At 67.7% G+C, this 23180-nt stretch carries 16 protein-coding genes and 2 pseudogenes; 9 read left to right on the top strand and 9 right to left on the bottom strand.

Annotated features, from left to right (window positions below; all coding sequences use genetic code 11):
• The first annotated feature begins 2 nt into the window (after positions 1-2).
• Complete coding sequence (gene paoC, locus J2847_RS16910) at positions 3-2201, top strand: aldehyde oxidoreductase molybdenum-binding subunit PaoC (RefSeq protein ID WP_209780078.1); 2199 nt, start codon at positions 3-5, stop codon at positions 2199-2201.
• A 13-nt stretch (positions 2202-2214) separates the two neighbouring features.
• On the opposite strand, the gene J2847_RS16905 is transcribed toward paoC, so the two are convergent.
• Positions 2215-3135, bottom strand: a complete 921-nt coding sequence (locus tag J2847_RS16905; protein ID WP_209780077.1) for a LysR substrate-binding domain-containing protein — start codon at positions 3133-3135, stop codon at positions 2215-2217.
• A 374-nt stretch (positions 3136-3509) separates the two neighbouring features.
• Positions 3510-4727 (bottom strand): peptidogalycan biosysnthesis protein, encoded by a 1218-nt coding sequence (locus tag J2847_RS16900; protein WP_209780076.1) that lies wholly within the window; start codon positions 4725-4727, stop codon positions 3510-3512.
• Between the two features lie 242 nt (positions 4728-4969).
• Between J2847_RS16900 and J2847_RS16895 the strand changes: the two genes are divergently transcribed.
• Positions 4970-6121, top strand: coding sequence for a DegT/DnrJ/EryC1/StrS family aminotransferase (locus tag J2847_RS16895; RefSeq protein ID WP_209780075.1), 1152 nt, complete (start codon positions 4970-4972; stop codon positions 6119-6121).
• A gap of 16 nt (positions 6122-6137) precedes the next feature.
• Here J2847_RS16895 and J2847_RS16890 read toward each other — a convergent pair whose 3' ends face one another.
• The 3 genes from J2847_RS16890 to J2847_RS16880 all read right to left on the bottom strand — a co-directional run bounded on the left by J2847_RS16890 (position 6138) and on the right by J2847_RS16880 (position 10476).
• On the bottom strand, positions 6138-7937 hold the full coding sequence (locus J2847_RS16890) for an ATP-grasp domain-containing protein (RefSeq protein ID WP_209780074.1): 1800 nt from the start codon (positions 7935-7937) through the stop codon (positions 6138-6140).
• Positions 7937-9175, bottom strand: coding sequence for a glycosyltransferase family protein (locus J2847_RS16885; RefSeq protein ID WP_209780073.1), 1239 nt, complete (start codon positions 9173-9175; stop codon positions 7937-7939). Before J2847_RS16885 ends, J2847_RS16890 begins: the two co-directional genes overlap by 1 nt.
• 245 nt (positions 9176-9420) lie before the next feature.
• Positions 9421-10476, bottom strand: a complete 1056-nt coding sequence (locus tag J2847_RS16880) for a LacI family DNA-binding transcriptional regulator (RefSeq protein ID WP_325169431.1) — start codon at positions 10474-10476, stop codon at positions 9421-9423.
• 182 nt (positions 10477-10658) lie between these two features.
• On the opposite strand from J2847_RS16880, the gene J2847_RS16875 reads away from it, so the two are divergent.
• From J2847_RS16875 to J2847_RS16865, 3 genes are all read left to right on the top strand, one after another.
• Positions 10659-11591, top strand: a complete 933-nt coding sequence (locus J2847_RS16875; RefSeq protein ID WP_109083981.1) for a dihydrodipicolinate synthase family protein — start codon at positions 10659-10661, stop codon at positions 11589-11591.
• Positions 11592-11753: 162 nt separating this feature from the next.
• Positions 11754-13157, top strand: a complete 1404-nt coding sequence (locus J2847_RS16870) for an MFS transporter (RefSeq protein WP_085557806.1) — start codon at positions 11754-11756, stop codon at positions 13155-13157.
• Between the two features lie 104 nt (positions 13158-13261).
• Positions 13262-14491: a porin gene (locus tag J2847_RS16865; RefSeq protein WP_209780071.1), complete on the top strand. Its 1230-nt coding sequence runs from the start codon at positions 13262-13264 to the stop codon at positions 14489-14491.
• A gap of 230 nt (positions 14492-14721) precedes the next feature.
• Here J2847_RS16865 and J2847_RS16860 read toward each other — a convergent pair whose 3' ends face one another.
• The 3 genes from J2847_RS16860 to J2847_RS16850 are packed head-to-tail and all read right to left on the bottom strand — an operon-like array spanning position 14722 to position 17965.
• Positions 14722-15642 (bottom strand): efflux RND transporter periplasmic adaptor subunit, encoded by a 921-nt coding sequence (locus J2847_RS16860; protein ID WP_209780070.1) that lies wholly within the window; start codon positions 15640-15642, stop codon positions 14722-14724.
• Positions 15639-15854 (bottom strand): DUF1656 domain-containing protein, encoded by a 216-nt coding sequence (locus tag J2847_RS16855; RefSeq protein WP_209780069.1) that lies wholly within the window; start codon positions 15852-15854, stop codon positions 15639-15641. The genes J2847_RS16860 and J2847_RS16855 overlap by 4 nt, the downstream gene beginning before the upstream one ends.
• On the bottom strand, positions 15851-17965 hold the full coding sequence (locus tag J2847_RS16850; protein ID WP_209780068.1) for an FUSC family protein: 2115 nt from the start codon (positions 17963-17965) through the stop codon (positions 15851-15853). The genes J2847_RS16855 and J2847_RS16850 overlap by 4 nt, the downstream gene beginning before the upstream one ends.
• A 76-nt stretch (positions 17966-18041) precedes the next feature.
• Here J2847_RS16850 and J2847_RS16845 point away from each other — a divergent pair, with 76 nt between their 5' ends.
• The 4 genes and pseudogenes from J2847_RS16845 to J2847_RS16830 all read left to right on the top strand — a co-directional run.
• On the top strand, positions 18042-18866 hold the full coding sequence (locus J2847_RS16845) for an AraC family transcriptional regulator (RefSeq protein WP_209780067.1): 825 nt from the start codon (positions 18042-18044) through the stop codon (positions 18864-18866).
• A gap of 220 nt (positions 18867-19086) precedes the next feature.
• On the top strand, positions 19087-20316 hold the full coding sequence (locus tag J2847_RS16840; protein ID WP_209780066.1) for an MFS transporter: 1230 nt from the start codon (positions 19087-19089) through the stop codon (positions 20314-20316).
• 65 nt (positions 20317-20381) lie between these two features.
• Positions 20382-21143, top strand: a complete 762-nt coding sequence (locus J2847_RS16835; protein ID WP_209780065.1) for an SDR family oxidoreductase — start codon at positions 20382-20384, stop codon at positions 21141-21143.
• Between the two features lie 103 nt (positions 21144-21246).
• A pseudogene (locus tag J2847_RS16830) lies at positions 21247-21465 on the top strand (transposase); the annotation flags it as partial.
• A 30-nt stretch (positions 21466-21495) separates the two neighbouring features.
• Here the strand turns inward: J2847_RS16830 and J2847_RS16825 are convergent.
• Positions 21496-22721, bottom strand: a pseudogene (locus J2847_RS16825) (IS3 family transposase).
• Positions 22722-23180 lie beyond the last annotated feature (459 nt).

The following is a 23180-nucleotide window of genomic DNA, read 5'->3' as shown; positions in this document are numbered from 1 at the left end:
CCATGAAGTTCGATACCCCCGCGACGACCAATCCCATCGACCGCCTCGCGGTGGTCGGCAAGCCGACGCCGCGCATCGACGGCCCGCTGAAGACCACGGGCACCGCGCCCTATGCCTATGAACGGCAAGACGCCGTGCCGGACGCGGCCTACGGCTATGTGGTGGGCTCATCCATCGCCAAGGGGCGGATCGCCGCGATGGACCTCGCCGACGCCAGGGCGGCGCCCGGTGTTCTCGCCATCGTCACCGCCGGGAACGCGGGCAAGCTCGGCAAGGGCGAGAAGAACACGGCGACGCTTCTCGGCGGCCCCGAGATTGAGCATTACCATCAGGCCATCGCGCTGGTCGTGGCGGAGAGTTTCGAGCAGGCCCGGGCCGCCGCGACGCTCGTCCGCGTCACCTACGACCGTGCCGGCGGCGCCTTCGATCTGGCGCGGGCGAAGGACGGCGCCACCAAACCCGAGGACGGGGCGTCCGACAGCGAGGTCGGCGATTTCGCCGGCGCCTTCGCGGCGGCCCCGGTGACGCTCGACGAGACCTACACCACCCCCGACCAGACCCACGCGATGATGGAACCGCACGCCACCATCGCCGCCTGGGACGGAGACCGGCTCACCGTCTGGCTCTCCAACCAGATGATCGCCTGGACCACCGGCGATCTCGCCCGCACGCTGAACATGCCCAAGGAGAAGGTCCGCCTGATCTCGCCCTTCGTCGGCGGCGGTTTCGGCGGCAAGCTGTTCCTGCGGGCCGACACCCTGCTGGCCGCTCTGGGCGCGCGCGCCGCCGGGCGTCCGGTCAAGGTGGCGCTCCAGCGGCCGCTGATGACGAACAACACCACGCACCGGCCGGCTACGATCCAGCGCATCCGCATCGGCGCCGAGCGCGACGGCGCCATCACCGCCATCGCGCATGAAAGCTGGTCCGGCAATCTGCCCGGCGGCGATCCCGAGACGGCGGTCGACCAGACGAAGCTGCTCTACGCCGGGGCCAACCGCCTGACCGCGCTGCGGCTGGCGCGGCTCGACCTGCCGGAAGGCAACGCGATGCGCGCCCCGGGCGAGGCGCCGGGCATGATGGCGCTGGAAATCGCCATGGACGAGATGGCGGAGAAGCTGGGGCTCGACCCGGTCGAGTTCCGTGTCCGCAACGACACCCAGGTCGATCCCGGAAAACCGGACCGCCCCTTCTCCCGGCGGCAGCTCGTCGAGTGCCTGCGTCAGGGCGCCGACCGCTTCGGCTGGGCCAGGCGCAACCCGCGTCCCGGAGAAAGCCGGGACGGGCGGTGGCTGACCGGCCTCGGCGTCGCCGCCGCCTTCCGCAACAACCTGCTGACCAGATCGGCGGCGCGGGTGCGGCTCGACGGGCGCGGGGTGGTGACGGTCGAAACCGACATGACCGACATCGGCACCGGCAGCTACACCATCATCGCCCAGACCGCGGCGGAAATGATGGGCGTGGGGCTGGACAGGGTGACGGTGCGTCTCGGCGATTCATCCTTTCCGGCGTCGGCCGGCTCGGGTGGCCAGTGGGGCGCCAACAACTCCACCGCCGGGGTCTACGCCGCCTGCGTCAAGCTGCGCGAGGCGGTGGCGGGCAAGCTCGGCTTCAACTCGGCCGACGCGGTGTTCGCGGATGGGCAGGTCCGGGCCGGCAACCGCGGCGTCCCGCTCGCCGAGGCGGCGGGCGAGGATGGTCTCGCCGCCGAGGACGGCATCGAGTATGGCGACCTCGACAAGCGCTATCAACAATCCACCTTCGGTGCCCATTTCGTCGAGGTCGGCGTCGACGCCGCGACGGCGGAGATCCGCGTGCGCCGCATGCTGGCGGTGTGCGCGGCCGGGCGCATCCTCAACCCTTTGTCGGCGCGCAGCCAGGTGATCGGCGCGATGACCATGGGCGTCGGGGCGGCGCTGATGGAGGAGCTGGCGGTGGACCGGCGCGCCGGCTTCTTCGTCAATCACGATCTCGCCGGCTACGAGGTGCCGGTTCACGCCGACATCCCGCATCAGGAGGTGATCTTCCTCGACGAGACGGACCCGATCTCATCGCCGATGAAGGCCAAGGGTGTCGGCGAACTCGGCCTGTGCGGCGTCGGGGCCGCCATCGCCAACGCCGTCTACAACGCGACCGGCGTGCGCGTGCGCGATTATCCGGTCACGCTCGACAAGCTGCTGGACCGGATGCCGGAGGTGGGGTGAGCGGCCACCAAGCCTATCCGACTGTCCGGAGAACGGGGGCCGGCTCACCCCGCGCTTCTCCGGCGAGCCAGTCGACAAAGCCGGCAACCAAGTTTCCGGCATCGGCCTGACGTGGAATGAGCGCGACGTAACCCGTCCTCGGAACCCGGATCTCCGGCAGCGGCGTCATCAGCCTTCCGCTGGCGACGTCGATCTCGAGCATTGGCAGCGGGCCGATTCCAACACCAAGCCCATCCTCCACCGCCTGACGGGTCACGAAGAAGTGGTCAAAGATCTGGCGGGGACGCCCCGCAAGATGTTGGAGCCCCGCCGCTTCGAGCCAGTCCGCCCAGTCGCCGGCACGGGTTTCGCTTGCAAGCAGCGTATGTTCCTCAATGTCGGCCGGCTTCAGGATCGGCCGTTGCGCGAACAGCGCCGGGCTCATGATCAGCGTATCCACATCATCCAGCACCGGGACGACGCGATGCTGAGGCCACACATGCTCCCGGACAACGCCGCGCCGGATCGCCACGTCGACGCCGCCGCGCAACTCCTCAAGCACGGTCGAAACGGTCGTAACCGCGACTTCGACCTGCGGATGGTCGGCGTGGTACCGATTGAGGCGTGGGATCAGCCAGCGCATCGCGAAGCTGGTCGGGGCGCTCACACGCAGGATGCGGCGCGCGTTGGGCCGGCCACAGGCATCCGCCGCGACGGCCAGGCGATCGAAGGAAAGGCCGACCTCGGCGGCGAAGATTCTCGCCATCGGCGTCGCGACCATGCGGCGCCCGTCCTTCATGAAAAGCCGCTGCCCGAGCCAGCTCTCGAGCGCGGCGATCTGCCGGCTCACCGCGCCATGGGTGAGACCGAGTTCGGCTCCGGCTTCGGCATAGCTGCCGGTCCGGGCCGCGACCTCGAAAATGCGCAGGGCGTTCAAAGGGGGAAGGCGGCGCATGTGCGATCCATGAGAAAAAAGAACGGTATCCTTGATTCGAAGCACACCAGTCGACGAAACATCACACGTATACCATGCCCTCGGGATGGACCCAGCCGGGCAATGCCGATCGGAAGGCGGCGTGGCGATCAACTTCCGATCGGCGTCGGCCCGGCTCGGCAGTCCGAACGAACATATCGACTGCGCGCCTCGAAGGAGCCGCCCGAAACCCTCACGACCGGCTTCGCCGAGGAGGGCGCGCGGGCGATCCCAATGGCTGGCGAGCGCCGAGGCTTCCTTCCATCACCGGCACAGTCCGCGATGTCACTGGCGGCAAGTGATCGGCGGGATCGGCGTCGGCCCCCCTTCCCCGACGCACCGCGCGCCGACCCAGATCATTCACCGGCGCTGAAGCCGGAGTGCTTCTCATCGGCTTCCGGTTTCCTTCGGAACGGCGCAACTGCTCGCTGGTGCGCGAAGTGGGTCAGGATTTCCGCGCGCTGCCGATCGATGTCCGCTGCGACGGCCGTTCGCAGATTGGGATGCAGGAACCAGTGGCAGGCATGGACCAGCTTGGGCAGGAAGCCGCGCCCCAGCTTGTGCGGCCCGCCGTAGCCGCCCTCAACCGCCGTCAGGCCGCGCGCAATCGCCTGTTCCACCGTTCGGTGGTAGCAGATCTCGAAATGGAGGAAGCGCGGCTCCCCCCGGCAACCCCAGTTGCGAACATATGTCCGCCCGTCCCCCGTGACGGACAGCAAGGCGCCGACCGTTACGCCGTCGATATCGGCGAAGGTCAGGGTCACCGCATCCCCCAACCCGGCGCAAAGCCGCAGCAGGTAATCGGCCGTCAAAGGTTGGCGCGTCGTCCGCCGCCTGTGGATGTCGTTCAGCAGATCCAGGAAGAGCGCGACATCGGCTTCCCCTGCCTGATCGCCGCGCACCTCGCGGATCCTCGCCCCGCTGTCGAGAACGGCGCGTCGCTCGCGCCGCAGCCTGACGCGCTTGCGGCTCGACAGGGACATGAGGAATTCTTCGAAATCGCGGTAGCCGGCGTTGCGCCACTCATACTGCACGGCATGCCGGGTCAGCCATCCGGCCGCCTCGAAGCGGGCGCGGTCATGCTCGTCGGGAAAGGCGGCGTGAATGGAGGACAGGCCGTGCTGCCGGGCAAGTCCCTCGATCGCGCCGATCATCCTCTCGGCCGTGCCGGGCGGGGCATCCGGCCTTAGCAGCAGGCGCCGCCCGGCCACCGGGGCGAAGGGGACCGTGGTCAGCAGCTTGGGATAATACCGTCCACCCGCCGCTTGATAGCCGGAGGCCCAGTGCTGATCCACCCAATGCTCGTCCTCCGAGCCGTGCCGCAAATAGAGGGGCATCGCCCCGACCAACCGCCCGGCCGGATCGCGGGCGGTCAGATGCACCGCTTGCCACCCGTTGGCCGGACCCGCCAGCCCGCTATCCTCCGCCGCCCGCAGAGCGGCGTGACGCAGGAACGGCCCCTGGCCCGCCGCGCAGGCATCCCACTCCGCCGGATCGAGCGCTCCGATGCCGGATGCGACAGCGAACAGGAGTGGAAGCGTGGAGCTTGCCCCGGCCGGGATGATGTCAGGCATGAACGTTCCGTGCAAAGACACAAAATTGCATTTCAGAAGCAACTTCTAGAAGCAAATCCACCACCTTGAAAAGAGAAAATCATGCAAAGGACATCTTTCCTGAGAAATGGAGGTGCGGGACCGGGAGGTTTCTTTTGTTGTAATGCATCAAATTGATTCTTGATTTCCGGATTTCCGCTGTCTAAAACCAATAATGGGTGGGAATGTCCCCCATATGGATGGTTTTCACTGTGCCGATCGACATGTCATCCCCACCATGCGCCGTTTCGACCGACCGCTCGAAGAGGGCGCTTCTGACGGTCTTTCGGCCCAGGCTTCCGACCGCCGACCGGCTTCTCCCCTATCTCCGTTCGATCGACGCCAACCAGTGGTACACCAACCGCGGCCCACTGCTGGCCCGCTTCGAACGGGCGCTGGCGGATCATTTCGCCGTCACGCCCGACCGCGTGGTCGGGGTGGCGAACGCCACCGCGGGCCTCAGCGCCAGCCTGCTGGCCGGCGGGTCGGAGGATGCCGGGCGCAATGGCAGACCGCTCTGCATCCTGCCCTCCTGGACCCATGAGGCGACGGCGGTCGCGGTGCTGCGCGCCGGGCTGACGCCCTGGTTCCACGAGGTGGCGGAGGATGATTGGCGGCTGTCGCCGGAGATGGTGGCCGACAGCCTGCGCGGCAACCCCACGCTGGGCGCGCGCGTGTCCCATGTGATGGTGACCGCCCCCTTCGGCGCGGTGGTGGAGGCGGAGCCGTGGCGTGCCTTTTCCGACCGTTTCGGCCTGCCGGTGACCATCGATGCGGCCAGCGGCTTCGACCGCCTGCGCGGCGGGCCGGTGGACGCGGTGGTGAGCTTGCATGCCACCAAAGTGCTGGGCATCGGCGAGGGAGGCGTGGTGATCGCCCGGGACGCCGTGCAGGCGGCGCGCATCCGCGATCTGGTCCAGCTCGGTCTGTCGGACGAGCGGGTTATCCGTCAGGCGGGCATGAACGCGAAGCTCAGCGAATATGGGGCCGCCATCGGCCTCGCCGCCCTGGAAATCTGGTCGGAGCGGCGTGCCACGCTGGAACGCCTGCACGCCCGCTACGCCGCGCGACTGAAGGGCGAAACCGGCCTGTCGCTCTGGGCGCCGGAGGGAGTGTCGTCCACTCTGATGGTGCGGTTGCCAAGCCGCGTGGCGGTGGAGACCGGGCAGCGGCTGGCCGCGCAAGGGATCGCGACGCGCCGCTGGTGGCACGCCGGCTGCCATCGCCAGCCGGCTTTCGCCGCCTTTCCCCGCCAGCCCCTTCCGATCACCGAGGCGCTGGCGGATTCGGTCCTGGGGCTGCCTTTCCACGAGGGGTTGGCGGACGCCGACGTCGACGCGGCGGCCGACACGCTGCGGGGCGTCCTGCCGGGCTGAGGGCGGGAAAAGGGCCTCAGCCCGGCATCGGACGGAGCATACGGACCTCCATGCCCCCGGCGCTGTCGGCGGCCGGCAGGCCGAGCGGGCTCCCGCTCGCCGAGAAGGGCAGCCAGCGCCCGGCCGCGTCCCACGATCCGGTCAGCCGCAGCGGTCCGCGATGATCGAGCGGCGCCAGCGACGCTCCCCAGCAGCGCAGCGCCTCCGTCATCGCCGCGCATTCCGGCGCATCGTCCAAACGGTGCAGCGCCAAGGGCGTGCCGCCCCGCTGCTCGCACAGCGCGCTGCGGATGTTCGTCACCAAACCGTCGCCACCGACCTCTCCTTCAACCACCCCGACCCGGTCGCTTGCCGACCAGAGCCAGGGCAGACCGGGGAGCGCCGCCCAGAGCGCGCGCGCTTCGGCCAAAGCCGCAGCCCCAAGCGCCGGCTGGGCGATCAAGCCATCGGTCTCCATCGCCGCCATCGCCTCGCGTGGCGCGAGCAGACGGACCGGGCCGTCGCCCTGCCGCGGCTTGACCACCAGGAGCGGCAACGGAGCCTCAGCAAAGGTCCGCACGCCTTCCGGCGACGCGACGGTTGGAACGAAGGGCAGATCATGGCGCACGGCATGCCGGGCCAGCGCCATGCGGTCCGGTGCCGCACCGCCCAGAGACGCCGGCAGAGCGCCCGCCGGCGCCGCCCCGGCCTCATCTTCATCCCGTGGCCACAGGGCGGGCCTTGCCAAGCGGCCCGAGCGATCGGCCGGGGCCTCCCATTCGCCGGCCTCCTCGAAGCGGCGGCGCCAGTGCTGGGGCAAGGACAGGCGGGAAAGGCCCAGTCCGGTGATCGACACGGGGCGGGGCGCCTCATCCGGCTCCGATGGCCAACCCAACCAGGACGATACGAGGGCCCGCACCAGATTTCGGCCCAGCAGCGCCCGCGCGACCGTCGTGCCGCCGAACCTTGCGCCGATCTCGTAGGGCACGAAGCGCCCATCGGCCAGACGCTTGCCCTGGATGTTGAGCGGCCCGCGATGCCCGGCCGCCGCCAGCGCCTCGGCCCAGGCCAATCCGACCTCGACCACCGCCCCATCCTCGATCAGCCGCACCGCACGGCGCAGCGGCGGCGCGGTGACGCCCTGGTCGCAGCAGGACGCCACCACCCGCCCATCCGGCCCGACCACCAGCTCGACGGTGGTTTCCAGATCGGTCAGCCCATGGGACCAGGGCATGGCATCCGGTTGCAGTGCGGCCTCCCAGGCTCCGCCGATGCCCTGCGGATCCAGAAAGGGCTGGACGATCAACCGGGCATCGTCCGCCACCCGTTCCAGCTCCGCCATGGCGCGCAGCAGCAGCACGCCCTGGCTGCCGGCGCCGCTGCGTGGCTTGGCGATCAACGGGAAACCGTGCGCGCGGGCCATCGCGCGGGCCGCATCTCCGCCCAGCGCGGTCGGGGCGAAGGGAAGCCCATGCCGGACGGCGAAGCCATGGCTCCGCGCCTTGTCCGCGAAGACGGGGGCGAGGCCGGGCGGCGGCAATGGCATGGCTGTGCGGGGAAAGGACGCGGCGACGGCGGCCAACGCCGGAATGTCCTCATCCCGGCCGGCGAGCGCGAGATCGGGCGTTTCCCGCTCCAGCACCGCGCGCAACGCCGCCTCGTATTCGTCCCGGTCGGCGGTGGTCGGCACCCGGTACAGCCGGTCGCAGCCGAAGGCGGTCGGGGCGGCGACGCTGTTCACGCCGACGATGGTCAAGCCGGGCCGAAGACGGTCCAGGCAACGCAGGATGGCGTCGGCGACCAGGCTGCCCGCGCTGGTGATGAGCAGGCAAGCCATCAGTCGCACTCCCCCATGGCGGTCGCCGTACCGAGGCCGGGGAGCAGGCTGCGCATCGTCGCCTCGGGCGTGAAGCGCTCCACCACCTCCGCCCGAGCCGCCGCGAGGATGCGGCGGCGGATGACCGGATCGTCCGCGCGCGCCAAGCCATCCGAAAGATCGGCGAAGTCGGCCGCGATCGTAACGAACACCCGGTCGCGCCCGAACAGGCGGTCGCTCAGGATCGTGGGCGGCGCCACGACCACCGCCCCGGCCGCCATCGGATGGGTCATCCGCTCGGAAACGCCGCCGGAATAGGGCGGGCAGGCCACCACGATGCGGGCTCGGCGGTAGAGCATCATCAGTTCCGCATGCGAGACCGCCGGCAGCACTTGGCTGTCGGGATGCAGCCGCAGCCCGTTCGCGCTGCCGACCAGGGTGATCGGACGGTCGGCCAGCCGGTCGATCATCCGGCGGCGACGCTCGTTGCGGATGTGGTGGTCGGCAAGGCAAAGCAGAAGGCGGTGCTCCGGTCTTTCGAAATCCAGCGGGATGCCCAGGGCGCTGCACACCGCGTCGCACACCGCGCTGTAGGGAGACAGCGTTTCAGACAGACCGGTTTCGACGATGGCGTCGTACAGACGGTTGGTCGATCGGTCGGGACAACGGTCGTGTGCAAAGCCGCGGAATTCCTCGGGGGGGCGAAAGGTCACCGCCGTCAGGACCGCGATGTCCCGCCCCGCTTCCGACGGAGGATCGGGCATGGGCGGGCAGGCGGGGACATAGACCCGATGCGATCCGCATTTCGGTGCCCAGCGTTGCCACAGCCTTGAGAAATCGGAATCGAGAAAGGCCGTGGTCTGGGTGGGGGAATCCCGCCCGATCACCAGAGGCATCCAGGGACTGCATGGGTTGTCGTTGATCAGGGCGACCACCGGCGCGTCAAGCCGCTCGGACAGCGGCTTTACACCGTCGCGATCCTCGATCCTCACGCTGTTCACCCAGCCGCCGTCGCTGAACACCGCGTGAAGCCGGATCGCGCGCAGTTCCTTAAACTCCGCCGGGCCGAAGCGGTCGAGATCCACGAGCAGAGACCGAAAGCCGATCGCCTCGATCGCCGCCCGATAATTCGCGGAGGCAAGCCGCAAGGTGCCGTGCGGATCCGCTTCGGCCCGGGGAAGCACGACCGCAACCACCCCGCCTTCCCCAGCGGCGCGAACCTCGTCGGACATGGAAGGCGTTGAAAACGGCATGAGCATGAGAGGCAGGTTCCGATGTTTGAAACAGCGCGCGGCCGGGACCCCGCAATTTTCGTTGCCGTCAACGAGTCCTGTGGCGATCGGCGCCGGGACCCTACCCCGTTTCACAGCCGCCTGCCACGCGCTGCAATCCCCATCTCCGCCGCGCCATTGCCGGCCCTGTGATCCGCCTCCCGACCGGGACAGCAATCCCAGGATGTGCGGAGTGCAGCCCGCCCCAGGACGTCAAGCCCAATAAAGGGCGTTCATTGAGACTTCGCCTGTCGAACGGCTGATCGGCACGCCGACGTCGAGGCGCGGGGAATCAGCGTCGGCGGAGCCACCCGGATGCGGTCGTTGACCGAGGTGGCGCCGCGGGACAGCAAATCCAGGGCCTCCGCCGCGATCCGGTCGAAGGGCACGCGGACGGACGTCAGGGGCACCGACAGCCGGCTGACGATGGGAACGTCGTTGTAGCCGACCAAGGACACGTCGTCGGGGACCGACAGGCCAAGCTTGACCAACGCCGACAGCGCACCGATCGCCGTGTTGTCGTTCATGGCGAAGATGGCGGTCGGCCGCGTCGGACCGCTCATCAGGCGTTCGGCGGCCTCGGCGCCGGAATCGATCCCGAAGGTCGACTCGACGATCCAGGCCGGATCGATCGGCACCCCGGCCTCGTCCATCGCCGATCGGTACCCGGCAAGCCGGCCGCGGCTGCTCGAGGCGTAGCCGGGCCCCGCGATGATGCCGATGCGGCGATGACCGAGATCGAGAAGGTGCCGGGTGGCCAGATATCCTCCAAGCTTGTCATCCCCGACCGACGACATGCTGCGGCCGTCGCTGCGCAGCGCCAGGACATAGGGGACGCCGCGGGCCTCCAGCTGGATGGGAAAATCGTCATCCTCGCGTGCGGTCGACAGCACCAGCCCGTCCACGCCCCGTTGCAGGAGGCTCTGGGCCGCGGCGCGGTCCGCTTGCGGCTCGTCATCGGTCGTGGCGACGATGGCGAATCGTCCCGTCCGCGCGCAGGCGTGCGCCAAGGCCTCGTAGAGCATCGCCATGACCGTGTCGGTCAGCCGCGGGACGATGACGCCGATCGTGCTGGTGTTGCCGCGGCGCAGGCTGGCCGCCGAGACGTCGCGCACATAGCCGAGCTCCGCCGCGACCTGCCGGACGCGACGGGCCGTCTCGTTGTCGGATCGCGGCAGGCGCTCGTCGAGAATCCGCGACACCGTCGACTTCGACACCCCCGACGCGGCGGCGACGTCGTGCAGCGTCACGCGGCTTTGCTTCTCTTGTGGCTCGTCGCTGGTGAACACACCGGGTCCCTCGTGGATTGTCATCGGCGACCAAGATAACGCTTGACACCCAAATTGTTCAAGTCATACGATGGGAACGTTCCCGGTAACGATCCATGCCCTTCGATCCAGGGGGCAAGCCAGCGTCGCCACCGGGAGCGCTCCCCACGCAGACACAAATCCTTAGGGAAGGCATCGCAACCATGGCCATTGATTGGAAGGGGCTGAACCCCGCGCCCGTTACGCTGTTCAAGGACAATGGCGACGTCGATTTCGACGGCAACGCCCGTCTTGCCAAGTGGCTGGCCTCCATTCCCGGCGTGAAAAGCCTGGTCATCCTCGGGCACGCCGGCGAGGGCACCTTCCTCACCCACGACGAGCAGCTCGAACTGATCCGCGTCTACAAGGATGCGACGCCGCTGCCGGTCGTCGCCGGCATCACCGGCGAAGGCACCAAGGTCGCCGAACTCGAGGCGAAGGAGAAGTTCGAGGCCGGCGCGACCGGCGCCCTGGTCTACCCGAACCACGGCTGGCTGCGCTTCGGCTACCAGAAGGGAGCCCCCGTCGACCGTTACAAGGCCGTCGCCCAGTCCGGTCTCGAGTGCATCCTGTTCCAGTACCCGGCCGTGACCAAGGCCAACTACGACCTCGACACCCAGCTTCAGATCGCCGCCGTGCCGGGCGTCACCGCCACCAAGAACGGCGTGCGCGACATGAAGCGTTGGTACAACGAGATCCCGGCGCTGAAGAACGCGTTCCCCGACCTCGCCATCATGTCCTGCCATGACGAATGGCTGCTGCCGACGATGTTCGACGTCGACGGGCTGCTCGTCGGCTACGGCAACATGGCGCCCGAGCTGCTGATCGAGTATCTGGCGGCCGGCAAGGCGCAGGACTACCCGCTCGCCCGCAAGTATCACGAGCAGCTCCTGCCGATCACCCGCGCGGTCTACCACCGCGGCTCGCACATGGAAGGGTCGGTCGCGCTGAAGCACGCCCTGCGGGCGCGCGGCCTCATCGACAACGTCAACGTCCGCGAGCCCCTGAAGCCGCTGGGCGATGGCGCCGACGAGGAAATCCGCGCCGCGGTGAAGGCGTCCGGCCTGACCGTGATCCAGAACGCTCTCGCGGCCTGATGCCAAGGCCGCCCGCGGGGCGGCCTCTCCCTTCCGCGATCCGGTCGCCGGCGGTCCTGACTTGACCAGGGCTGCCGGCGCGGAACCAATTCCGGGAGGGTCTCCGTCCGCCACAGGCGGCCGGCAATAAAAAAATACCGATCAGGCTTGAGAGGAAACGCCATGCTCGTGCAGACAACCGAGGATGTTGCCACCACCGCGCGCGACGCCGCGCCCGACCGCTTCGATGGCCAGGCCGACATCAGCGCCCGGCTTGAACGGCTTCCGATCACCCGGCGGGTCTTCTGGACCCGCAACATCATCGGAGCCGCCACCTTCTTCGACGGCTACACGGTCATCGCCATCGCCTACGCGATGCCGGTGCTTGTTCGTGAATGGGGACTGAGCCCGGAACAGACCGGCCTGATCCTGTCGATGGGTTATCTGGGACAGCTCATCGGCGCGGTCTTCTTCGGCTGGCTGGCCGAGCGCATCGGCCGCCTGAGCGTTCTCCTGTTCACCATCCTGCTGTTCGTGAGCATGGACGTCGCCTGCCTGTTCGCCTGGGGTGCGGCCTCCATGATGATGTTCCGCTTCATCCAGGGCATCGGCACCGGCGGCGAGGTGCCGGTCGCCAGCGCCTACATCAACGAGTACATCGGATCGAAGGGGCGCGGCCGCTTCTTCCTGCTCTACGAGGTGATGTTCCTGTTTGGTCTCGTCGGCGCCGGCCTGATCGCGCGGGCGCTGGTGCCGGTCTATGGATGGCAGGCGATGTTCCTCGTCGGCCTCGTTCCGGCCGCCATCCTGATCCCGCTCCGCTTCTTCATGAAGGAGTCGCCGCGCTGGCTGGCCTCCAAGGGGCGCTACGAGGAGGCCGACCGCATCGTCAGCCAACTTGAGCGGAGCGCCACCGCCTCGGGCCATCGGTTGGAGGAGCCAAAGCCTGTCGCCACGCGTGTGAAGGCCAATTCCGATTGGCGCGAGCTGTTTTCCGGCTTCTACCGGCGCCGCACCTTCACGATCTGGGCGATGTGGTTCTGTTCCTATCTCGTCGCGAACGGCATGATCACCTGGTTGCCGACGCTTTACCGGCAGACCTTCAACCTGCCGCTCGAGACGAGCCTGCTGTATGGATTGCTCACCTCGGTCGCCGGCGTCGTCGCCTCGGTCGGCTGCGCGCTGCTCATCGACAAGGTCGGGCGCAAGCGCTGGTACATGACCGCCTTCCTCGTGGCGCCGCTGCCGCTTCTGGCGCTCGCGTTCCTCGGCGCCACCTCGCCGATGGAGGTGCTGGTGCTCGCGGGGCTGGCCTACGCGATCGTGCAGACGATCACCTTCTCGCTCTACCTCTACTCGGCCGAGCTGTATCCCACCCGCATGAGGGCGCTCGGCACCGGGCTCGGCAGCGCCTGGCTGCGCCTCGGCTCCTCCACCGGCCCGATCCTGGTCGGTCTGCTGATGGGCTCGGCCGGCGTGCAGTATGTGTTCGCGACCTTCGCCGTGGTGCTGCTTGTGGGCGCGGTGGTGACGGCTCTCTTCGCGATCGAGACCAGGGGCCGGGTGCTGGAGGAACTGTCGCCCTGAGCGAACCGCCTGTGTGAGCCGCGACAGCGCCATGGCCGAGCCGGCCATCCACGCGCGCGCCGGATGCCGCGGATCCCGGCCCCCTTCATCAATGGAATTCCTTCATGAAACAGACGCACGCGATTGTTCTGTGCGGCGCCATGGCCCTGTGCCTGACGAGTCCGGCTCTGGCGCAAAGCCGCTTCGACATACGGCTGGGCGGCGACGCCTACTTTGAGATGGGCCTGGTGTCGCAGTCCAACGACACGAATTTGCGGTCCACCGAAGCCCGCAACCGCTTCCGGTTGACCATCGTTCCGCTGGCCAAGGCGGACAACGGCCTGGAGTATGGCGCCTACCTGCGTCTGCGCAGCGCGCTTGCCAGCCGGGCGGTCGATGTCGACCGCAGCTACCTCTTCGCCTCGGGGGCTTTCGGCACGGTGCGGCTGGGGGTCACGCCGGGATTCGACGGCGAGATCTCCCACCTGGCCAACGGCACCGGCCGGCCCATCGCCTACCTGCCTTTCGGCCTGTACGACCACGCGGCGGCCTGGGTCGGACCGGCCGGCGGCGCCCAGGGAACGGATCCGGCCACCGGACGCTACACCGGCGGCGATTTCCGCGGCGGCGTCGGCGACGCGTTGCAGCCTCCGGCGAGCCTGATGTGGCCGTGGCTGAACGCCGACGCCGGCGCCACGAAAATCCTATACGCCTCCCCGCGCTTCGCCGGATTGCAGGTCGGCGCCAGCTACACGCCGCGCAACGACAGTTCGAACACAGACATCAACCGCGGCAAGACCGGCTCGACCGCGGCGGCGCAGTTCACGGGGAACTTCCAAGACATCGTCGAGGTCGGCGCGAACTACAAGACCGCCCTCGGCCCGGTCAAGGCGACGCTGTCGGCCGCCTTCATGGGGGGCAGGGCGAGCGACAGCGGGGCCGCCGCCGACTCCTTCCGCAACCTCCGGGGCCACATCGGCGGCTTCCGCTTCGAGTATGAGGGCTTCTCGCTCGGCGGCGATTACCTGAACTATGGCAGGAGCGGGCAAAACGCGCGCTACGCCCACCTCGACGATGCATGGACCTGGCAGGTCGGCGCGCAATACGCCAGCGGCCCCTATGTCCTGGGGGCGGCCTACATTCGGACCGAGGATCCGGGGCAGGTGAACCGGCCCGGCAAGCGGACCGCCGACGTGTACGAGGTGGGCGCCGGCTACACCGTGGCGCCGGGGCTGAGGGTGCAGCTCCAATACGATTTCTTCGACACCACGAGCGACAAGGCCGTGACGGCCGTCACGGGGTCACCCGACGACCGGACGCATGTGGTGCTGGCCCGGACGCTGCTGGCCTTCTGAGGCGCTTCCGCCGGCGCGCGCCGCAACGGAGGTCGCGGGGGGCGCCGGCTCCCTCACCGGCGTTGCCGCAGGTCTGACGAAGCTCTTGCGGCCCCGCTTGAACCCCATGAGGGGCGCGGCCATTCCGCCGAAGGCGTCGGCGTCGGCCAGGAGCAGCGCGGCATCCTCGATGGCCGCAAGCTTGGCAAGGGGGCGGGTTGAAGGACCGTCAATCCGTGCCGAGCGGGGCGTTACGATCCGGCATGAGAGGCGCGTTGCCAATGAGCACCCGTGGCCGTTTCGGAGTCCCCGGGGATGATCTCGACGGTCGCTGTCATGCCCGCCGCCAGCTCGATCTCGGGGGGCACCCGATCGATGCGGATGCGGACCGGGATGCGCTGGGCAAGCCGCACCCAGGAGAATGTCGCCGCCACAGTCGGCAGGCCGAGATGACCCGGCGTGTCGTTGCTGTTCTCGATACCGCGGCCGATGCTTTCGACATGGCCCGACACGGGCTGATCGAAGCCCATCAGCATGATCTCCGCCGGGCTGCCGACGCGGATCTGCCGGATCTTCGTCTCCTCGAAATAGCCGGTGATCCAGAAGCTGGCCGCGTCGAGAACGGCGACCTTCGTCACGCCGGCCGTGGCATAGTCACCGGGCCGCAGCCTCAGATTGGTGACATAGCCATCGACCGGCGAGCGGAGGGTGGAGCGCGCGAGGTTGAGTTTGGCGAGATCGAGAGCCGCCACCGCCGCCTGATAGGCGGCCCCGGCCACCGTGGCCGCTCCGCCCGACTGCTGCACGGCCTCCCGGGACAGGACATCCCGCAATTGGCTGTGCCGCCGCGCCGTCGCTTGCCGAACGAGCATATCCTGTCGTTTGGCTTCGACGTCGGCCTCCGCCAGCGCCACGGCAAGCCGGAGCCGCTCAGGGTCGATCACGTAGAGAATGTCGCCCCGGCGGACATGCTGATTATCGACAACGGACACGGCGCTTACGGTGCCGGAGACTTCCGGTGCGATCTGCACGACATCCACGCTCACGCGCCCGTCGCGGGTCCAGGGCGTCCGCTCATGACGGTTCCACGCCTCCAGCGCGACAAAAGCGGAGGCGGCCACGAGGCCCAGGGTCAGGGCGTAGCGGCTGAGAAGGGACAGAACAGACTTCATGGCAATGTTCCAACGGAGGGCAGGCACCGCACGAGCAGACCGTAAAGAAGGACGAAGACGGCAAGCTCGACGAGCGCCCGATGAGCGAACAGGCGGTGGATGCCGGTGACGGCGAGGAGGCGGACCACCGCCATGGTGGCGACCAGGGCGGCGAGGGCGAGCACCACCAGACCGGGGATTAGGACGCCCCCAACGCTGAGATCGACGATCATGGGCCGCGTTCCCCCTCTGCCGTTCCACTGGAACCGAGCGCGAATCGAAGGTCGATGAGCAGGTCGAGCATCGGCAAACGGTCCTTGATCGGGCCGTCGGCGATCAGGGCCGCCAGCGCCTCGATGCGCCGGACAAGATCGATGCGATCGACGGAACCGGTCCGGTCTCCGGTGCCGAAGCGTGCGGCGATCGCCAAAAGCAGTTCCGTCACCTTGTCGCCAACATCGCCTTGGATCCGTGGGACCGCCTTGCGGAGCTGGCCTACGGCGTGACCGATGCGAAGATGGTGCAGCGTGTCGTCAAGGACGTCCGAATAGGCTTTCCCGGACACCCGCAATCTTGGAAGCAGCAGCGCCGTCCGATCGATCATGAGGCTCGTCCAATGCGCTTCGTTGGGCGCGGCACCCAGGGCGCGGCGTCCGACATCCCGCCGACTTAGGTGAAGCAGCCGGTTGATCGCCGTGTCGACCGGCACGGTCTGGAACAGGGACATGCTCAGCGCCCCGAATCCGACCGCCGCAAAGAGCGCGATCACCATGTTGAGGGACGCGGCGAAATCGCCGGTGTAGCTGGTGCCCAGACCCGAGAGGATCGGAATTGTGAGGGTGATGCCGAGCGCCCGGAATGTCGTCGGGAGCCGTGCCTGCAAGGAACCGGCGAACAGAAACGCCGGGGCGAGAACCGCGACGAGAACGGGGAAGCTCGTGATCTGGGGAAGGATGATGTAGCTGTAGGCGAGGCTGATCGCCACCCCATAGATCGAGCCGACCATATACCTGACGACGTTGGGCGCCGGCGTGTCGGCGTTCGCGAACAGCGTGCAGCATACGCCGAGAATGGAGACGGCCGTCCCGCCCTCCGGCCAGGCCGACCCGATCCAGAAGGCGCAACCGATGAGAATGCCGACGATGGCGCCCATGGCGGCCCGCGCCGCCATCCAGGGATCGCGGTGATAGACGTAGCCCTTCGCACGCAGCGGTCCATGAAGCGACGCCGCCTCGCGCGGGCGGTCGACAGTCCCGATGGTTCGTACGAGCCTGTCGCAGTCCTGGAGCAGGCCGATCATCTCCGCCAGATGTCCGGCGAGGTTGGCGGCCAGCCTGTCGCCAGGCGTGGCGGCGTCTGCGCCGAAACGTTTCCGGATCGCCCGGGCGCGGCCGATCAGGTGGGCCGCGGAGCCATTCCGCTCGGCCGTCCCGGCGGTTGCGATCCATGCTTCGACGTCACCGAGCAATGCGCCCAGTTCATCGGGCGCGCCGTCGGCCCCGGCGCCAAGGGCATGGATCCGGTCCTCGATCTCCGTCGCGAGTGGAAGCAGTCGCGCAAGCCGGTCATGGACCAGTTGCAGCGTTTCACGACGCGGCGTCACGGGGGCCGCGTCATACGGCAGATGAATCGCAAGCCCTTGCAGAACAAGAAGGTCCGCCGCAAGCTGGTTGCGGTCCCGGCGGTTCTCCCCCGGTGTTCCGTTGAGCACATCCACCGCCAGCCGCCGCGCGTCCCGCAGCGTTGCCGACAGCTTGCCGGTGAACTGACCCGTCATGCGCTTGGGCACGACGTAGCGGTGCATCAGGATGGCGCAAAGAATCCCGATGGATATCTCCTGGACCCGCACCGAAGCCGTTTCAAAGACCGCGCCTGGATCGAGGACACTGGGAAAACCAATCAGGCTCGCCGTATAGCCCGCGAGAACGAAAGCGTAGGCTCGCGGCGTGCGATCAAGCAGCGAGAAAAACAGGCACAGACCGATCCAGCAGGCCAGGATCGCGCTGCACGCGATCGGATCGTTCACGCAATTCGGAACGATCGCCACCGTCGCCACGGCACCGGCCATTGTCCCCGCGAAGCGATAGACGCCCCGGCTGAGCGACGCTCCGACGGAGGTCTGCGAGACGATATAGACGGTGATAATGGCCCAGAATGGCTTGGAAAGGCCGATGCGCAACGCGATGTAGTAGGCCAGCATCGCCGCGGCGAAACTCTTCATCGAAAAGAGGATGGCGTCCGCGTCCGCCCTCATGGCGGGCGTGCGGAGGATGGTGAGGCTTGGGCGCGGTAGGGCGACGCAGGCCTTGCGCAAGAGGGTGTTTGCGGCGTTCCCGATGGTCATGCCGCCAGTTGTGACCGATTTGCAAAATTAAATAAATTCGGTATTCTGTCAGAAAATACCCAAAAGCTGCCAATCCATGCCCCGCTCACGATCAGCCGTCTCAGCCTTCGACCCCGATCTCATGGATCGGCCGGCTGTCGCGCGGCAGCTCGACTTCGCGGACCACGAGGCGGAAGTGCCGATGCACACGCATCGCAAGGGCCAGTTGATCCTCGCGCTGCATGGCGCCGTCACCTGCACCGCGGACAACGAGATCTGGATCGTGCCGCCCAATTGCGGAGTCTGGATTCCGGGCGGCGTGCCGCACAGCGCCCGTGCGACACCAAATGCGCGACTCAACTACCTGTTCGTCGAGCCAGGGGCGGCAGGCTTGCCCGAGGACTGCTGCACTCTGTCCGTCTCCCCGCTGATCCGGGAAATGGTCGACCGGCTGGCCCACGAGCCTGCCGACTATCCCTCGGACGGCCATGCGGCCCGGCTTGCGAGGGTGACTCTCGACGAACTGGCCGACATGCCGCGTGAGCGCTTCAACCTGCCAATCTCCAGCAATCCGAAGATCCGTGCGATCGCGGATGCCTTGACGGTGACCCCCTCCGACCGCAGCACATCGGCCGAATGGGCCAAGCGCGTGGCGATGAGCGAAAGGTCGCTGGCCCGTTTGATGATCCGCGAGACGGGTCTGACGTTCGGACGCTGGCGGCAGCAGCTTCACCTTGTCATCGCACTTCGGGAACTGGCCTGCGGTGCGACGGTCCAGAACGTAGCCGCCGAACTGGGCTACGACTCGGTCAACGCCTTCATCACGATGTTCAAGAAGGCTTTGGGAAGCACCCCCGCGCAATACTTCGCGCAACGCAGGGCGGAAAAGCTCTCACCCCAGAAACAAGCGTCAGGCGATTGATCAAGACCAAGGATCATTGAAATCTGTTGCCGCGCAGCTGCCGCTTTTAAAATGCGCAGGCCCTTCAAAGGCGGAAGGCGGGCGTGCGCGATCCGTGAGGAAAATGAACGGTATCCGTGATTCGAAGCGCACTGGTCGATGAAACGTCACGCGTATACCATGCCTTCGGGATGGACCCAGCCGGGCAATGCCGGTCGCGCCTCCAAGGAAACCGTCAAAGATGAAATCGAGAGATTGGTGGAATCAGAAAAAGAAGAACTTGACCGGTGCCTGCCTCGCCCACGCGCTGCATGACGGGTATACCGACGCTCTCTATGTCTTCCTGCCGGTATGGCAGGCGCAGTTCGGCCTTTCCTATGCGGCGCTCGCCATCATGCGCGCTCTCTATTCCGGGACGATGGGAGGCCTGCAAATCCCGGCCGAGCGGGCCCTGCGCGGCCTGTCGCCGCGGGCGGCGCTGATCCTGTCGACCGTCCTCGCATTGACGGGCTTGCTGATCATGGCGGCACCGTTCGGCTTTGCGGGCCTTTGCGTCGGCCTCGTCGTGGCCGGCATCGGATCGAGCATCCAGCACCCATGCGGCTCGATGCTCGTCACCGCCAGCTATGGCTCGGCATCGCGGCAGCCACTCGGCATCTACAACTTTTCGGGCGATCTCGGAAAAGCGGCGCTGCCGGCGCTCGTCGCGCTGCTGCTGCCGATTCTCGGCTGGCAACCGGTGCTGGTGGTGATGGCGGTGCTTGGAATCGCCCTGTCGGTCGCCCTGATGCCGCTGGCGCCGGCTGCCCCCATCACCAGGACCGCCACGAGGGGGACGGCTTCCGGCCAAGGCCGCGGCGGCTTCGGCATTCTGACGACGATCGGCGCGCTCGATACGGCGACCCGCATGGGCTATCTGCTCTTTCTTCCCTTCCTTATCCATGGACAGGGCGGAGACACGGCGACGGTCGGGCTCGCTCTGGCCGTGCTGTTCATCGGCGGCGCGTTCGGAAAGGCGACGTGCGGCCGGCTCGGGGAGCGGCTGGGTGTCGTCGGCAGCGTCATGGTGACCGAAGCCGCCAGCGCCTTGCTGATCGTGGCGACGCTGTTCACGTCGCTGACGCCGACGCTCATCCTGCTGCCGCTGCTCGGCGTCGTGCTCAACGGCACCTCTTCGGTGCTCTACGGCACCGTGCCGGAGCTTGCCGACGGCGATACGGGCCGGGCCTTCGCGGTCTTCTACACGAGCGTCATCGGTTCCGGAGGCCTGGCGCCGATCCTCTACGGCGCCATTGCCGATCACAGCACCCAGACGACCGGCGTGCTGGCCTCGGCGGCGACCGCCGCCCTGATCGTTCCGCTCGTCCTGACGCTGAGGCCCCATCTGAACGCCTCCGGCGCGCAACCGCGCGGGCGGGCCGGCGTCTCCCGGCACCGGATGTTGAGGTGGATCGGCCAAGGCCGGCAATGAGCCGCCGGCATTCCGCCGTTCCCGGATCCTCATGAATTTCCCGCAACCACAGGAGGGGTCTTCCAATGAACACCGTCCCTCGGGCGCCGCTGATTCTGATAACGGGTGGAGGGCGTGGCATGGGCGCGGCGACCGCGAGGCTTGCCGCCGCCCAGGGCTACGATGTCGCGATCAGCTACGTCGCCAACGAGTCCGCCGCCCGCGCGGTGGCGGCGGATGTCGAAGCCCTGGGGCGGCGGGCCCTGCCCGTGCGCGCCGACAGCGCGGATCCGGCGCAGGTCGTCCAATTGTTCGACGCGATCGACCGGGAGTTCGGCCGGATCGACGTCCTGGTCAACAACGCCGCGGTGCTTGCGCGGCAGTCCCGGACCGAGGATCTCGACTTCAAGCGGATGCAGCGCATCTTCGCGGTCAACGCGATCGGCCCGATCCTCTGCGCCCAGCAGGCAGTCAAGCGCATGTCCTATCGCCACAACGGGCGGGGCGGCGTGGTGATCAACATCTCATCGGCATCGGCCCGGCTCGGCAGCCCGAACGAATATGTCGACTACGCCGCCTCGAAGGGCGCCCTTGAGACGTTCACGACCGGCTTCGCCAAGGAGGTCGCGCGGGATGGCATCCGCGTCAACTGCATCCGCCCCGGACACATCTACACGGAGATGCATGCGAGCGGCGGGGAGCCGGGACGGGTGGATCGCGTCAAGGATTCGATCCCCATGGGACGGGGCGGTCAGCCTGAGGAGGTCGCGCGGGCGATCCTATGGCTGGCAAGCGCCGAGGCTTCCTTCATCACCGGCACATTCCTCGATGTCACTGGCGGCAAGTGAGCAACGCCGGCCCGATCACCGCCGGGGTGATCGGGCGGAAGGTGGCCCCCGTTTCCCGGACAGTTCGCTAAGCTTGGTTCGCCCAGGAAGAAGGACGGACCCGATGACGGGAAAACGGAAACGGTATTCGGCGGAGTTCAAGGCGAAGGTGGCGCTGGAGGCGATCCGAGGCGAGTTGACGGTGTCGCAGCTGGTGGCCAAGCACGGCGTGCATCAGACGCTGATCAACACCTGGAAGAAGCAGGCGATGGAGGGACTGGCCGGTGTGTTCTCCGGCAAGGCGGAAGCGGCCGAAACCAGCCATCAGGGGGATGTACCGCGGCCCGGAAATGAGACACCCGTCTGGGGTTATTCAGGCGGCCAAGGGTAGCTCGGCCATGGGCGTCTCATCAACCCCGAGTTGGTCAGCGCGCACCTGGGCTGGGGTGCGATGTCCATGCCGGGCGACGAGCCAGGTTTCGTTGTCGTGACGGGCGAACTCGACCAGAGCGCGGCGCAGGTCCTCGACGGTATCGAAGGTGTGGACCCACAGGAAGTTTTCCTTGAGCGTCCGGATGAACCGCTCGGCCACGCCGTTGCCCTCCGGCTCGCGCACGAAGGATGGCGAACTGGTGATGCCCAAACATTTGATCTCGGCCTGGAAGTCGCCAGACATATAGTTCGAACCGTGGTCGTGACGCAGCTTCAGCCCGACCGCCACGCCGGGGCCGATGCTGCCAAAGTGGCGCAGTACGCCCTGACGGATCGGCTCCAGGGCCTCGAAGCGGTTGCCGCTCTTCGAGGCGTGCATGCCCACCACCTCGGAGTTGGCGTGATCCACCGCGATGAAGACGCGCGCCACGCCCTCGGCCACGGTGATCGTCTCGGTCATATCGGTCCCCCACATCGTGTTCACCGCCTCGGTCACGATGGTGCCGTCGTGTGTGTGCGTGCGGGGCCGTCCAACCCGATGCGGCGCCAGCAGCCCGTGTGCTCCCATCAGCCGTCGCACCCGACGTGCCGAGGTGCGGATGCCTGCGTGGCGCAGACGTGCCCAGACCTTGCGGTAGCCCTCTCCATGAAAGCGCGAGGCGAGGATCCGCTGGCGGATGTGCTCGACCAGTTCGCCATCCGAGCAGGGGCCAAGCGGGCCCGGATGCCGGGGCGTCGGTGTCGGGGCGTCCGCCCGGTGGCGGTAGACGGTGGCGCGCGACACCCGCCAGATCCGGGTAACGCGGGCCAGACCGTAGGGGCGACCAGTGGAGGGCGAGGTGGTCTGGCTCATCCTCTCGACCTCCGCCGGGCCAAAGGGCGCTTGCCCTCCAAGGCGGCGATCTTCTCTTCCAGCAACTCATTGGCCATGGTGATCTCGCCGACCTTGGCCTTGAGACGCGCGATCTCCTCATCGCGCTCGTCGCGCTCGCGTTCCTTCATGGCCGACGCAGCTGCCGCCAGAGCGCGCTCGCGCCACTCCGACAGGCGTGCCACGGTGACGTTCAACTCGCGGGCGACAACTTCCAGCGGCTCGCCGCGCAGCAGGCGCGTGACCGCCGCCACCTTGCGCGCCGCAGAGAAGCGCTGGGGCGTGCTGGCGTCCACGCCCGAGGGGGCGCCTGCGCCAGCGTTGTGGGCGCGCTCCGGCGCCCCCCTCGGGCTTACGCCCCTGACCCTTGTCCATCTCAAAGACCTCCGGTTGCGGTTCAATCTACCGCAGCCGGGCGTCTCATCGAACCGTGCCGCGCCCCACGGTGGGGCGGTGCCCGTTTCGATCCGCGCTTCTGTGTGAGAAGCAACGCGCGCGTCCCCATCCTGTTCGCCAAGGGGCTGTTTCGATCCGCGCTTCTGTGTGAGAAGCAACCGCTTCGCTCGACAACGTTGATTGAAAGGCAAGAACAGCCGTCAACGCGCGAAACGTCGGCAAGTCCTTGGTCAATGGTCGTGGCCGAACCTCCACACGAAGCTCAAGGCAACGATCCTCAACACACCCGGTCCGTTGCGAACCCTTCAGCTTTTATCGGTGCGCTTAGGGTTCGCGCCCATCAAGGTGAGCACGGACCG

The sequence above is a fragment of the Azospirillum agricola genome (assembly GCF_017876095.1).
Classification (GTDB): Bacteria; Pseudomonadota; Alphaproteobacteria; order Azospirillales; family Azospirillaceae; genus Azospirillum; species Azospirillum agricola.
This window is presented reverse-complemented; position numbering and strand designations above follow the sequence as displayed.